This is a genomic window from Muribaculum sp. An289, assembly GCF_002159555.1.
Classification (GTDB): domain Bacteria; phylum Bacteroidota; class Bacteroidia; order Bacteroidales; family UBA932; genus Merdivivens; species Merdivivens faecigallinarum.
In genome coordinates this window covers 106415-121478 of record NZ_NFIV01000005.1, presented here as the reverse complement: position 1 = coordinate 121478, position 15064 = coordinate 106415, and the positions used below count along the sequence as shown (strand labels likewise).

Below are 15064 nucleotides of genomic sequence, written 5' to 3'. Positions count from 1 at the left end.
ATTTCCGTTCAATTAAACAACAAATGTAGGAAAAATCTGTTTATCTATAAGCAGGCGCTGTCCGGGACACAGATTTTTTGTCAGATTATCATAATTATTTATGGGATAGTGGATTACAAAGACAACTGTTAAGTCGTCCCGTTCCCGGCTTTGCAAGATATGATTGTCCCCACCTTGCGAACAGGTCGTTTGTTTTTGATTATTCGATTTAAATTATTCGAAATGAATAATTATCTTTACCGCAAAACCGTTCAATTCAAATGATTGAAGACATACTCACACCTTACATCAGCCCGCGTTTCGCATCGGAAGAAAAATACCGCCTCGGGCATATCAGGGTAATCAATCCGCTGCCGGGACAGGAAGTCCTCGGCCTGCATATTCCGGACATGAAGAAAATCGCTTCCGAACTTGCAGTGTCGGAAAACCGGGAGCAAATCATACGAGGATTCGAAAATGCTTCTACAATAAACTCAACAGGACGGAACGGCAAAAGCGTGAACAGTAAGGAAGAAAATGCAGGACAGTTGAGTCATGAAGAAAAAATCATCTGGGGACTTATGTTAGACAAGATGAAAATCCCGTTGGAAGAAAGACTTGAACTGTTCGGGAAATTCGTACCCGCCATAGACAACTGGGCAATCTGCGATACGGTATGCGGCGAAGCCAAATGGGCCAAGGCAAAGAAAAGCACGCCGGAAACGACAAGGGAACGCATTTGGGAATGGCTCGGCGAATATTACCGCTCCGACAGGGAATTCGAAGTACGTTTCGCCGTTGTCATGTCCATGTGCCATTTCCTTGAAAAAGGATGGCTTCCGTATATCTTCAGTGCTATAAAGACATTGGATTTCAATAACATTCACTCCGATTATCCCGAAACCGCCGTAAAAGGGGTATCGCCATATTATCTGCGTATGGGAACGGCATGGCTGTTGGCCACTTCATTGGCCAAATATCCGGAAGAAACACGTAAATTCGTAAACGGTTCCACGCTTCCCGAGAATGTTATCAAACTCTATGCAAGAAAAGCGAAAGAGTCTTTTCGTACAAGGGGTATTCCACCTCTTTAATATTTTGTGTCCGATGACGGATGAAAAACCTAAAGCATGAAAGCCAAAAACATCATAATCCCTGTAATTGCATTGTGCGCCATGCTTTACTCTTGCGCAATGCCGTACCAGTCACATCCGGAACGGGAGACCGGGAACGATGCATGTCTGCTTGATTCGATGAAAATGCTTTGGAACAGACTGAACAGAGCCGGCCTTTACGATTCGCTGATAAATATCACTCACCCGTATCTGAATGAATGCATAGACAGAAAAGACACACTGGGATTTCTCTATTCGGCAGTATTCACCGCACAGGCATACCTGTTTATGGAAAACACGGATTCCGTACAGTACTATCTCGCACTCACCTTACCCTATGAATGCCTCGTGACGGATTGCCGGTTAGAGACAATATCGCACAGCGTGAAAGGGAGCTACAGTCTGAAAGCCGAACTGGATTACACCGCTGCGATAGAGCATTACCGCAAGGCTTTGGAATACGCCATCTTGGACAGAAATATCAGTAACCGGATAATCCTGCTCGTCAATATTTCAAATATTTATTACATCAGATCCGATCCTCGGGGCATAAAATACGCCCGGCAGGCTTATGAACTGTCCGTCCAGTATGAGACGGATGATTATTACCGGGTACTCGGAGCTGTCACTTACGGTCAGATGCTATGTCTTAACGGGAAGTACAGAGAATCAATGTCGCTGATCGAAGAAGCCGAGAGAAGCACCGACCATGCGAATGTACTGTCATTATACCCCGTTCTTTTTCTTACGAAAGCCGAAACAGCGCAAGCTATGGGGTTACACGCAATCGCCGAAGAATCCTACGCAAACGCTTTTAAACACTCAATACATACCGATTTTGGCACATCGGCCCTTATATGCCTGCGTTACGGAGAATTCTGCGAGCAAGCGGCAGAATACGGCAAAGCACAGAAAGCATGGATTGACGGAATAGACATTTCGTACAGACACGGAAACATGGAGTTCCGCGGTGAACTGCTCCGGCGGCTGACAGAACTGCTTAACCGGACAGGTGACAGATACATGTTTCAAAAATACCTGAATCTATATATTGACTACACCAACGACATTTCGGAGATTCGCAAAGAAAGGGAATTCACTTACTCCATGCTGCAATACGAACAGTTTAGACATGCGAAAGAGATGTCTGACAAGGAAGTGGCATTGATGAAAGCAAAACGCAAGAACGAAGCGGCGGTTTTCATTGCAGTTATCGTTGCAGTATTGGCAGGCACTATGTGGACACTCTTGAATAAGTACAGGAAGTTGTACAGGGTATTGGTGGCCCAACACCGCAATAGACAACAAGAAGACCATAAGATTCCAAGTCAAGCGGAAGAGTCCGGAAAAGAATTGTTCATGAGGCTTGAAAAACTGATGAAAGAAGACAAGGTATTCCGTCATAAGGACATTTCGCGTGACAAAGCAGCGGAAATGTTAGGAACAAACAGGAATTACCTGTCCAAATCCGTAAACAGATTTGCCGGCATGTCCTTTCCCAATTATGTGAACATGTATCGTATCGAAGAGGCTGCAAGAATGCTTGCAATCAGCGAAAACAGACCTGCACTGAAGCAAATAGCCGACCACGTGGGGTACAGTTCCGTGTCCGTCTTTACCAAGGCCTTTCAAAAAGGGATGGGCTGTACGCCTAACGGTTACAGAAAAAAGTTGGATAAAACCTCCGGGATAGATTTTTGACGGTTCGGCAATTTGCCAAACCGACAAAAAATAATTCATATCCGTACATCGTTTCTGAGTATTTTTGTTACACTTCCTTTTTCGGGGGAAACGCCTTATAATTCATTAACAATTTAAAATTCTCACTCATGAAAAACAGTATTTTTACCAATCTACCGTTTTATTTTGTGACAGCGGTCCTTTTATCATTGCTCGCAGGTTGTGACACGACCGAGCCAGTACCGGTATTCAGACTTGACAAAGATTATGTCGAAACAGGCAGCGACAGTTCGACAGTTACCATAGGTTTCTCAATAGAAAATCCGCGGGAAGGGATATTTCCCTCTATCGAAAACGCGAATGCGGATTGGCTGTCCGACTTCGAAATTTACGAATCATCTATAAGATTCAAAGTCGCAGCCAATGATTCTTCCTTCATGCGTGAAACATCCTTTTATGTATCGTATCTGGAACAGAGAGAACAATTCACTGTCCGTCAGAACGGGCGCATCGACGATACACCGGAACCGCCATCCATAGTAAATGACGATTTCGATGTGGAGATAGACAGGCTCAGAGCGGTAAGCATAAGTTACAGAGTACTGCCGAAGGATCCGGACATCGCCTACCTGTCCCGGGCCGTAGAAAAAAGTATCGTAGACAGTTTTGACAACGATGACGAAATTTTTGCAAACGAAATCGGGTATTATACATCTGTGGCGGAAGACTATTCGCTCACATTGGAAACAGTCCTTGAAAGGAGCCGGACCAAAGGAGAAAGCAAATGGTTCATAAACAGTATGCCGGACGGTACCGATTTCTATATCCTTTCCTATGGAATCGATAATGACGGGAACAGGACTACTGCCATCAATAAATACCCTTTCACGACTGTGGCACTGCAGAATACTGTCAATATGGATTTCGAGTTCACGTTTGATGTGGATGAAACTTTCGTAAATGTAACCGTGACACCGTCTGATCCGGAACAGATCTATTATTGGAATGCGGACCTTACGCGTTTCGTTACCGAAGAATCGGCTGTGGCACAATACCAGGCTTACATAGATGCCCTCATCGATATGGCCTACTGGCAGGGGAGCAGCATGAGCATTGAGGATATTGTGGCAAACAGCATCGCCAAAAAAGGCGTATCATCCGAACTTATACAATACCCTTATTCGGAAGCCGACGGCATCGGGTTTGCCTTTGCCATCACTCCGGAAGGATACGTATGCAGCGAAGCGACTTTCGGGACATTCAGGACCGGTGCCATAAATGCTTCGGACAATGTTATCGGAATAGAACCGCAAAATATACAGGGACGTTCAGCCGAACTCAACATAACGGCTTCCGTAGAAGACGACTGGTATGTACTTATAGTAGACAAGGCGGAAAACTGGGAAGGAATGAGTGATGCAAAGATACTTGCCAGTCTGTCATCTGACCCTTCGAGACTGGACGGATACGGATACATTGGAAGCGGGACAATCGAAATAAGCGGACTTACCCGGGAAACAGAATATGTCGTATTCGCTTTCGGATATGAATTTGAAACCGTTACGACAGGACTGTACAAGTCATCATTCACCACTACCGATGTCATCACGGCAGACGTATCCGCACGTCTTGTCGTAGACAAATATTTCAACGCGGAGGACCTCGCCGAAATCAACGAACGGAAATACGGCTCCATGGGGCAGATGGCCGTGATACCTTGCCATGTAGAAACGTCAGGAGACATAGCCGGATACTATTACCATATCTGGGACGGAAATATGGCCGATGAACAGTCATATTCCGATGACGATATCATTGCATTCCTAACCCAGGGAGGATGGTCTGACGAAAACATGGAGTTTTACACATATTTCGATCAGTTGAGAACCATAGTTTCAGTAGGCTACGACAAAGACGGCAACTTCGGTCCGGTATACCGTGAAGCGATTACATTCACCCTCGACGGATGTTCTCCTGTAAGTGATTATGTGGTACAAACAACGCACTCATGCGTTATCAAAGATTCCTCAAAGACAAACATGGGTACGATACATGTGAATATGAAGCCGCGATAGAGTTTTACCGTTACCCTTTAAGGTAATATACCACGCTTGTGACAACCCGGACTTTCTTAATATAAGGGGTATTGGCATCTCTGTCCGAGATTGAAAACTGTCCCTGGGAGGCCGTACGGATTTTCCCCAAACGGCTTCCGGAGTCATCAGCGAACTTTTGGGCCGCCTCGCGAGCATTCGAGGTGGCCTCTTCTATCATCCCCGGCTTAACCGAGTTAAGCCCCTCAAACATATAAGAAGGCTGGTAAGACCAACTGTCAGCTATAAGGGTAATGCCTTTTTTGTGCAAACCGGCAAGATCTTCGCGCATTTCAAGGGACTTGTCCACTTTCGTGGAATACACGGTAATTACCGATGTAATGATATACCTCATGCTGCGCTGGGTGTACCCCTCGGCATCCCTGTCGGAAACCTGCGGCAGCGAAACCGTAATCTCCTCGTCGGTAAAACCGTAAGATTTAAGGAAGTCGAGTATTACGGCGTTTTTCTCAGACACAGAAGCATAAAGGGATTCAAGATTGTTGCCGGCAACCTTGAAAGCAAGCGGATAAATCACCTTGTCCGCCTTTACTTCCATTTCACACAGACCTTTCACCGTAACCGTACGGTCGTATGATTTGAAATTGGAAACAGCCAAAATGATGGAGACACCGAGAACGACCGCACCGATGACTATCCCCCATCCTTTTCCTAAAACACAACACTTGTTTTCCATAACCTTAAATTTTTAATGTGACTGTATATTTTTATGAATCATATTCCCATTTTCCTTTTCAGTTCCCGGAGCAGGTCGAATGCCTGCAATGGGGTGATATTGTTAATATCCACATCGTTGAGAGTATCCCTCAAAGTCATCAGCAACGGGTCTTCCAACTGGAAAAGGGACAATTGTATAGACCCGTCGGCCTCCACCTTGCCCTCTTTCACCGTGCCGCGTTTTGAAATATCCTTGTCCGGACGGCCTTCTTCGAGGGCTTTCAAAGTACGCTCTGCCATCGAGATTACCTTGCGGGGCATCCCGGCCATACGGGCGACATGTATGCCGAAACTGTGGGCCACACCCCCGGGTAGCAGTTTACGCAGGAAAATCACCTGATTGTCCACTTCCTTTACCGCAATATGGAAGTTCTTCACCCTCGGATAAATCTGCTCCAAATCGTTAAGCTCGTGATAATGGGTGGCGAAAAGCGTCTTGGCGCCTTTCCCGTCTTCGTGGATGTACTGCACTATGGCACGTGCTATGGACATTCCGTCATACGTGGAAGTACCGCGGCCTATCTCATCGAGAAGGACAAGGGAACGTTCGGAAAGGTTGTGAAGAATCATAGCCGTCTCGGTCATCTCCACCATAAAGGTCGATTCGCCACGGGAGATGTTGTCAGATGCCCCGACACGTGTAAAAATCTTATCCACGACACCTATTTTTGCCGATGAAGCCGGCACGAAAGAACCGATTTGCGCCATGAGCACTATCAGGGCCGTCTGCCTGAGCAACGCGGATTTTCCCGCCATGTTCGGGCCCGTAAGGATGATTATCTGCTGCCCGCTATTGTCAAGATGAAGGTCATTGGCCACGTATTCCTCCCCGACAGGCATCAAGGTCTCTATTACGGGATGACGGCCAGCCGTTACATCCAAAGAATGCCCCCGGCTCATCTGCGGCCTGCAATAATTGTGGGAGATTGCAGAAACAGCGAAGGTGGAGAGTATGTCTATCGCCGCTATGGCATCGCAGTTTTTCCTGATGACAGGGACCTTGTCCCTTATTGCCGAAATGACTTCCTGGTAAATGGCATTTTCCAGATTGTATATACGTTCCTGAGCACCGAGAATCCTGGCCTCGTATTCCTTCAATTCTTCGGTAATGTACCTTTCCGCATTGACAAGGGTCTGTTTTCTTACCCATTCTTCCGGAGCCTTGTCCTTATACGTGTTGCGCACTTCGAGATAATAGCCGAAAACACTGTTGTAACCGATTTTCAGCGACGGGATGCCTGTCCGCTCGATTTCCCTCTGCTGGATGTTGAGAAGATATTCCTTGCTGTGGTCGGCAAGATTCCTCAGGTCATCGAGTTCCGGATTGACACCCGAAGCTATCACCGGGCCCTTTCCTATTGCCGCCGCCGGGTCGTCGGCGATGGTTTTTTCAATCAGTGAGACAAGGTCGGAACATACGTCTATCTGTGAAACCAAAGCTTCCAAAGACGGAACTTCCTTGCGCGAACACAGGGCCTTTATAGGCTCCCCTTGTTTCAGCCCGCGTTTCAGCTGCATCATTTCCCTCGGAGAAATCCTTCCCGCCGCCGCACGCGATATGATTCTTTCAAGATCCCCAATGTTCCCGAGGCTTTCCTTCAGGTCATTGAGAATATCTTTATTTTCAATAAAATACGAAACCGCATCATAACGGCCTTCAAGGGCGTTCACGTCCATTATCGGCATGGCAAGCCAGTTTCTGAGCAACCGGCTCCCCATCGGCGAAGAGCATTTGTCCATTACATCCAGAAGAGCCACTCCGTCGTGCCCGGCCGTAGAACTGAAAATTTCCAGATTCCTTACGGTAAAACGGTCCATCCACACATAATCGCCTTCGTCTATCCGGGAAACAGAACAGATATGCCCTATGTTGCTATGCTCGGTATGTTCCAGATATACGAGAACGGCTCCCGCGGCAGCGACACCGAGAGGCATCTTCGAAACCCCGAAGCCTTTGAGGGAATCGACCCCGAGCTGCCTGGAGAGTTTCCTGTACGAGGAATCATAGACGAAGGCCCATTCATCGAGGGTCGATATATAGTATTTGTCCCCGAAATGCTCCTTCACGCCCTTCTCGTAGCCGCGCGGGACAAGCAGTTCCTTCGGGGCAAACGAGCTCACAAGCATCTCCGCGTATTCGAGATTTCCCTGGGCCACCTTGAACGTACCGGTGGAGATATCCAGAAAGGCCATGCCTACCTTGTCCTTTTCAAAGGCCAGAGATGCAAGAAAATTGTTTTCCCTGCAATCGAGGAGCTGCTCGTTATAGGCAACACCGGGAGTAACCAGTTCCGTCACCCCCCGTTTCACAATCTTTTTAGTAAGTTTCGGATCTTCGAGCTGGTCACAGACAGCCACTTTATAACCGGCACGTACCAGTTTCGGAAGGTACAGGTCGATGGAATGATGCGGAAAACCGGCCAAATCCACAGAGGCGGCATAACCGTTCGCCCTCTTCGTCAGCACGATGCCAAGAACCTTGCTCGCGGTCACTGCATCTTCACCGAAGGTTTCATAGAAATCCCCCACCCTGAAAAGCAGTATCGCTTCGGGGTATTTTGCCTTGACCTCGAAATATTGTTTCATCAAGGGAGTCTCTACGATTCCCCCGCTGTCTTTTATGATTTTTTCAGATTTGCCCATAGCTACGAACGCACCAAAAACATCACAAATGTAACAAAATTTTCCAAGGATACGTAAAAAGGGGGGATCCCGGAACGGTAACGCCCCTCCAATCATAAAATATCATTCAAATCATATTTAAAATTCCAGGCTCCAATTCCGTACTGCCTGCATACACTCCCGAAAGAATGTCGGCAAAATCTTTTACCATATCCACGACAGTTACAGGATAATCAGGATTTGCCGCATTGAAAGCCTCTGTTGCTTTCGTATTATTACCAAAGCCCCGTATGCATTATGGTTTTCAGGGCGGCAGCACCCGAAAAAAGGGTTTCCCGAAGGAGGACAGTCAAAGTTAGTAAAAATTTTTCAAGGTTAACAGTTGTTCCCTATATTTGTAAATATTTTAATCACTCGGAATGAAAAGAGCGCTTGTCATTACATATTATTGGCCGCCGACCGGAGGCTCCGGAGTGCAGAGATGGCTGAAATTTGCCGAACTTCTGCCTAAATTCGGGTGGGAACCGGTCATTTATACACCTGAGAACCCGGAACAGCTTGTAGTCGACGAGAGCCTCCTCGATGAGATACCTGCCGGTACAGAAATCATAAAGACACATATCACAGAGCCTTACGGAATATACAGGAAATTCACCGGGGGGAAAGGGATTGCCAAGGAAGTCAATATCGTAAGCGCCTCAGCCGACAAATCTCCGGTACAACGGCTCTCGATGTTCGTGCGCGGAAACTTCTTCGTCCCGGATCCGAGATGCCTATGGATAAGGCCTTCTGTCAGATTTTTAAAGAAATACATCAAGGAACATCCGGTAGACGTCATAATTTCTACAGGCCCACCCAATTCGATGCACCTTATCGGACGGAACCTGAAACGCGAAACCGGACTTCCGTGGATAGCCGACTTCAGAGACCCCTGGACAGAAATATTTTACTTCAAACATATCCCGATGTGCGGTTATGTAAGGAAAAAGCATCTCAGGCTCGAAAAAAACGTACTTGACGAAGCGGACACTGTAGTAGCCGTTTCCCCTATCGTCCAGCAGGATTTCATGAAAAAGACATCCACCCCCGTGGAACTGATAACCAACGGCTGGGACAGGAAGGATTTTCCGGAAGACAGAAAAGCGGATTTCGCATATTTCGACATTGTCCACACCGGACTTTTTGCAGCGGACGGAAACCCGGAGAACCTATGGAAAATCCTGGGCGCCCTGTGCCGGGAAGACAGCGAATTTTCACGGAAACTGCGCATCAGGCTCGCCGGAAAAACGGACAATCAGATTATCGAGTCAATACAGGCTGCCGGCCTGCGGGTAGACAACCTTGGGTACGTACCGCACAAAACGGCCAATTATGAACAGACAGGGGCTTCCCTGCTGATACTTCCGCTGCGCAATGAACCGGAATACAAGGCCGTGCTCCCGGGAAAACTGTTCGAATATCTGGCTTCGGGACGTCCGATTATAGGGATAGGTAATCCTGACGGGGCGATGGCGGAAATACTGAGAAGGAGCGGATGCGGAAAAACCTTCGGATGGGAAGAGACCGACAGCCTGAGAGACGAAATCATCAGACTCTGGAAGGAATTCAGGGACAACGGGAAAACCGAAGATACCGACAGGACGGAAGTCATGAAATACGAAAGGTCGGAACTCGCAAAAAAAATGGCGGGACTTATGGACAGGATAATAACGACAAAAGAAAATAATAATGAAAGAGAACTATAAAAAGGCGCTCGCATACGTGGGCATAATATTGCTTTTCGCTGCAATCGCATTCGGCTTCGCACCACAGCTGCTCGGAGACAAGGTAATATACCAGCACGACAGGGTAGCGTGGCTGGAGGCATCCAAGGAAACATCCGACTACAATGCCTCGCACCCCGGTGACAAGACAAGATGGAGCAACTCGATGTTTTCCGGAATGCCCAACGTTTCGTTCTATGCGAATACTGAAGGCAATCTGCTGGGCTACATTAATCCCATACTCGACAAGACAAGGCCCGGAAGCTACCTTTTCATCTCGCTTCTGGGAGGTTTTCTGCTGATGCTCTCGTTCGGATACAGGAAAAGCATCGCCGTGCTCGGCGCCATAGCCATCACGCTCTGCTCATACAATATACAGATAATCCAGGCCGGACACAATACGAAGATGCTCGCCATCGCTTACATGCCGTGGGTGCTTGCGGCCCTCGTATATACCTACAAGGCAAAGGGCATCCCGGCCCAGTTGCTCGGAGCCGCCCTGTTCGGTATCGCGCTTTCACTGCAAATCCAGCCCAACCACCCGCAGATAACCTATTATCTTGCCATAATCGTCCTGGCTTACGCGATAACCGAGCTTGTCCTTTCGATAAAGGAAAAATATTTCAAGCGGTTCGCCACGGCCTCGCTGCTCCTCCTCGTCATCGGAGTCTGCGGAATCGCCACGGTATCGAATAAACTGCTCCCTCTGTTGGAATATACGGAATACTCGATTCGCGGAGGCTCGGGGCTTGAAAACAATGATGAAAAAGACGGGCTCGACCTCGCATACGCCACTTCCTGGTCCTACGGAGTCAACGAAACGCCGAATCTTCTTATACCTAATTTCAACGGAGGTTCGTCCGCAGGAGCTCTCGGAAACAATTCCGACACATACGCCCTTCTGAAACGCGCCAATGCAGGAAACATCGACTCGATGATGAACAACCTTCCACTGTACTGGGGCCCGCAACCGTTCACCGTAGGGCCAATGTACCTCGGAGCCGTCATAGTAATGCTCGCACTGCTCGGACTGATTATCTCGAAGGACAGACGGAAATGGTGGCTTCTTGCCGTATCGCTGTTCGCCATACTTCTTGCATGGGGCTCGCATATCATGGGCTTCACAAAACTGATGTATGAAATCCTTCCGTTCTACAACAAATTCAGGACTGTCTCGATGGCCTTGGTGATTCTGCAAATCACCACTCCGCTGCTGGCCGTAATGGGACTTTGCGAATTTTTCAACGACAGGAAGAAATACATGAAAAGCCTGTATGCCGCAGCAGGCATAACGGCCGGCATTGCATTGGTACTGTGCATCTTCCCGGGCATTGCCGGAAATTTCACCTCACCGGCAGATGCACAATACGGCAATGAACTCGCCGCCGCACTCAGGGCGGACCGAATATCCCTGCTCAGGAGCGATGCCCTCAGGACAGCCGCACTAATCATTATCACGGCGGGAACGATGATTTTCATACCTTCAAAGAAAACGAATTACGCATACGGGATTATTGCCTTATTGGTACTGTTCGACCTGTGGGGAGTCGACAAAAGATATCTGAACGACAATCATTTTGTAAGCAAAACCACATACCAGGCACAGCTGAGGCAGAGGCCTGTCGACACCTATATCCTACAGGATCCGGAGCCATACTACAGGGTAATCGATTTGGGAAGCGACATTTTCAACAGTTCCTTTGCAAGTTATTATCATAAAAACATAGGCGGATACAGTGCGGCGAAACTCAGCAGCTACCAGAACCTCATCGAAAATTATCTCATACCGGAGATAAACGCCGTCTATTCGGTTATAGGGCAATGCGGCTCGATAGAGCAGGCCCAGGAACGCCTACCGTACAGCCCGGTCCTGTCCATGCTCAACTGCAAATACCTTATAATAGACGGGAACATGCTTCCATTAAAGAATCCATGGGCCGCGGGCAACGCATGGTTTGTCAGGAATACCTCCGTCGCCAGCTCTCCGGCCGAGGCCCTCGATGCACTTGGGAACATTGATTTGAGCACCGATGCTGTATTGACCGCCGGCCCGAAAGCGAATCTGCCGGAAACGACAAACGCCCTACAGGAACAACCGGCATCCACGATAACGCTTACGGAATATTCCCCTAAGAGATTGAAATACGTGTCTGAAAACGCGGAAGGAGGACTGGCGGTTTTCAGCGAGATATATTATCCGGCCGGCTGGAAAGCATATATCGACGGGAATGAAACTGAGATACTGTGTGCGAACTATCTTCTGCGCGCCCTGGACATCCCTGCCGGAGAACACGAAATAGTATTCGAATTCGAACCGGAATCATTCGTGAAAGGAGACCGGATAAGCATGGCCACCTCGGGAATACTGATTATCATACTGGCCGGCTCCATCGTTTTCATGGGCGTCGGCAGAAAAATCAATCGCCGGAACGCTCCAGAACCTCGAAGTTGAACATGAAACCAGTTTCCCCGTCCCTCATTTCAGGGGATGAGGAAACGGTTTTCCATTGTTTTTCAGGAATAGAGGGGAAAAAAGTATCGGCATCCTTTATATCCGCCCTTACGCGGGTCAGATAAAGCCTGTCCGCGTACTCCAAAGCCTGGGCATAAACGCTTCCGCCTCCGATGACGAACACTTCCTGTATCGAAGCTCCGCTACCGGTTTCTATACATTTGCCGAAAGCCGCCGTCAGGGACGGCACACATTCGATGCCTTCCCTTGCAGCCAGTCCATTTCCCTCTGGTTTCCTGGTAATTACGATATTGCGCCTCCCGGGCAGAGGGCGGCCTATCGACTCGAAAGTCCTGCGCCCCATTATCACGGTATGGCCCGAAGTAGTCTTCTTGAAATATTTCAAATCCTCCGACAAATGCCATGGCATGTCGTTGCCGCGGCCTATGGCGAGATTGTCCGCCAGAGCAACGATGATGTTGATTTTCAAATTTTTATAAGACATCCTTATTTTTCAGATTAGCTATGAGACAAAACTATACCGCCACAGGGGCCTTTATTGCAGGCCAAGGGTCGTAGCCCTCAAGGGTGAAATCTTCATATTTGAATGAAAATATGTCCTTCACGTCAGGATTGATTTTCATTACAGGAAGCGGGCGCGGTTCCCGCGAAAGCTGCAAATCCACCTGTTCGAAATGATTCAGATATATGTGCGCATCCCCGAAAGTGTGTACGAAGTCCCCAGCCTTATAGCCGCATACCTGCGCCATCATCATGGTAAGCAGGGCGTAGGAAGCTATGTTGAAAGGCACTCCGAGGAACAAATCCGCGCTTCTCTGATAAAGCTGGCAGGAAAGCCGCCCGTCGGCTACGTAAAACTGGAAAAGCGTATGGCATGGAGGAAGGGCCATCCTGTCCACCTCCGCGACATTCCAAGCCGAAATGATATGGCGGCGTGAATCGGGGTTATGTTTCAACGAATCCACAACGGCGGACAACTGGTCGATGGTCTTTCCGTCAGGAGTCGGCCATGCACGCCACTGATGTCCGTACACCGGACCGAGGTCTCCGTTTTCATCCGCCCATTCGTCCCAAATCGAAACCCCGTGGTCATGCAGGTACTTGATGTTGGTGTCGCCGGAAATGAACCAGAGCAGTTCATATATGATTGAACGCAGATGCACTTTTTTCGTGGTAAGCAGCGGAAAACCTTCGGAAAGGTCGAATCTCATCTGATAACCGAAAACGCTTTTCGTCCCGACTCCGGTGCGGTCATGTTTCAGGACACCGTGCTCCCTGACATGCCGGAGCAAATCCAAATACTGTTTCATCTGTATTAAAATTATCCTTTTGCCGAAAACCTGTAAATTATCAATTCATTGAACTCTTCTCCGGGCCTCAACACCGTGGAAGGAAAATCCGGATGGTTAGGAGAATCGGGAAGGTGCTGGCATTCCAGAGCCACCCCGTAATAGTCGTGGTATTCCGCACCGCCCCTGCCTTTCGGGCAGCCGTCCAGCCAGTTGCCGGTGTAGACCTGTACTCCGGGCTGCGTAGTCAGGACTTCCAATACGCGGCCGGACTGCCGTTCTTCCAGACGGGCTGCAAGGCTCAGTTCTCCCGGACGGGCTGCAAGGCTCAGTTCTCCCGGACGGCCGTCTATGACCCAGCAAGAATCATAACCTTTGCCTGATTTCAGTGCCGGAAAATCCATGGCTATATCGCGGCCTATCTCTTTCGGCGTTGTAAAATCCATCGGAGTGCCGGCAACCGAAGCTATTTCGCCCGTAGGTACGAGATTGGAATCCGTCACTACGAAATCCGAAGCATTGAGAGTGAGACGGTGGTCCAATATATCCCCGTTCCCCTCGCCTTTAAGGTTGAAATACGCATGATTGGTAAGGTTGATTACAGTAGGAGCATCGCTGTGCGCCCTGAGGCTCAATGTCAAGCGGCATTCGTCATCCCATTCGTAACGGGCAAGTACCTCCACATTGCCGGGATAACCGTTTTTCCCGTCAGGGTCTTCCAAAAGGAATTCGACCCCATTGTCCGATACGCGCCCTTTCCATATCCTGTCCGCGTATCCTCCGGGGCCGCCGTGCAACTGAAAGTCCGCCTTGTCCGAAAGAAGCCTGTATTCCTTCCCGTCAAGGACGAACATTGCCCCGGCTATCCTGTTTGCGTACCTTCCCGGCACCTTTCCCATGCAAGGGCCGTCGTTGAAATAGTCCTCCGCTCTGGCATAACCCAAAGCGACATTGGCTATTCTCCCTTCTTTGTCGGGAACATTGATTTCCACTATCCCTGCACCTGTCTCGGAAAGTACGACCGAAGCCCCGGTGACGTTTGTCATCTTATAAAGATGTATTTCTTCTCCTTCGGGCCCTTTGCCCCAAGGCGTTGTTTCTATTGTTACCATATCGGACTTTTTATTGAGCCAACATATTGGTTATGATGCACATTTTCATCAATTCTTCCTCTTTCTTACGTTCCTGTTCCTCATTTTCCACGACCTCGTCGGTTTCGGGGAGGCGTTCTTTTTTATCGTCTTCCATAATTATCCAAATTTTTCTCAAACTTACGCAGAAGCCGAGAGCAATGCAAATTTATTTAGAAATC

Annotated in this window: 11 protein-coding genes; 5 read left to right on the top strand and 6 right to left on the bottom strand. The window is 48.5% G+C overall.

Going from position 1 to position 15064, the window contains the following annotated elements:
• The first annotated feature begins 260 nt into the window (after positions 1-260).
• From B5F83_RS05500 to B5F83_RS05490, 3 genes are all read left to right on the top strand, one after another.
• Positions 261-1073 carry a DNA alkylation repair protein gene (locus tag B5F83_RS05500; RefSeq protein WP_087277655.1) on the top strand — a complete coding sequence of 271 codons (813 nt, stop codon included), beginning with the start codon at positions 261-263 and terminating at the stop codon, positions 1071-1073.
• Positions 1074-1109: 36 nt separating this feature from the next.
• Positions 1110-2795 carry an AraC family transcriptional regulator gene (locus B5F83_RS05495; protein WP_087277659.1) on the top strand — a complete coding sequence of 562 codons (1686 nt, stop codon included), beginning with the start codon at positions 1110-1112 and terminating at the stop codon, positions 2793-2795.
• Positions 2796-2923: 128 nt separating this feature from the next.
• The gene (locus tag B5F83_RS05490) at positions 2924-4849 is read left to right on the top strand and encodes a hypothetical protein (RefSeq protein ID WP_143822473.1); all 1926 of its coding nucleotides are present in this window, start codon (positions 2924-2926) and stop codon (positions 4847-4849) included.
• A gap of 10 nt (positions 4850-4859) precedes the next feature.
• Here the strand turns inward: B5F83_RS05490 and B5F83_RS05485 are convergent, their stop codons facing one another.
• Positions 4860-5564: an SIMPL domain-containing protein gene (locus B5F83_RS05485; RefSeq protein ID WP_087277665.1), complete on the bottom strand. Its 705-nt coding sequence runs from the start codon at positions 5562-5564 to the stop codon at positions 4860-4862.
• Positions 5565-5602: 38 nt separating this feature from the next.
• Entirely contained in the window at positions 5603-8248 is a 2646-nt protein-coding gene (gene mutS, locus B5F83_RS05480) for a DNA mismatch repair protein MutS (protein WP_204207340.1), read from the bottom strand.
• 398 nt (positions 8249-8646) lie between these two features.
• On the opposite strand from mutS, the gene B5F83_RS05475 reads away from it, so the two are divergent.
• Positions 8647-9972: a glycosyltransferase gene (locus B5F83_RS05475; RefSeq protein ID WP_087277668.1), complete on the top strand. Its 1326-nt coding sequence runs from the start codon at positions 8647-8649 to the stop codon at positions 9970-9972.
• Entirely contained in the window at positions 9956-12442 is a 2487-nt protein-coding gene (locus tag B5F83_RS05470) for a YfhO family protein (protein WP_087277671.1), read from the top strand. The genes B5F83_RS05475 and B5F83_RS05470 overlap by 17 nt, the downstream gene beginning before the upstream one ends.
• On the opposite strand, the gene B5F83_RS05465 is transcribed toward B5F83_RS05470, so the two are convergent.
• Genes B5F83_RS05465 through B5F83_RS10840 form a run of 4 tightly spaced genes read right to left on the bottom strand, consistent with a single transcriptional unit; the run spans position 12408 to position 15000 of the window.
• A complete protein-coding gene (locus tag B5F83_RS05465) occupies positions 12408-12947 on the bottom strand; it encodes a dihydrofolate reductase (RefSeq protein ID WP_087277674.1) in 540 nt (179 codons plus the stop codon). The two genes, B5F83_RS05470 and B5F83_RS05465, sit on opposite strands and share 35 nt — an antisense overlap.
• A 31-nt stretch (positions 12948-12978) precedes the next feature.
• Positions 12979-13773: a thymidylate synthase gene (locus B5F83_RS05460; RefSeq protein WP_087277677.1), complete on the bottom strand. Its 795-nt coding sequence runs from the start codon at positions 13771-13773 to the stop codon at positions 12979-12981.
• An 11-nt stretch (positions 13774-13784) separates the two neighbouring features.
• Positions 13785-14864, bottom strand: coding sequence for an aldose epimerase family protein (locus B5F83_RS05455; protein WP_087277680.1), 1080 nt, complete (start codon positions 14862-14864; stop codon positions 13785-13787).
• 10 nt (positions 14865-14874) lie between these two features.
• Positions 14875-15000: a hypothetical protein gene (locus tag B5F83_RS10840; RefSeq protein WP_255376114.1), complete on the bottom strand. Its 126-nt coding sequence runs from the start codon at positions 14998-15000 to the stop codon at positions 14875-14877.
• Positions 15001-15064 lie beyond the last annotated feature (64 nt).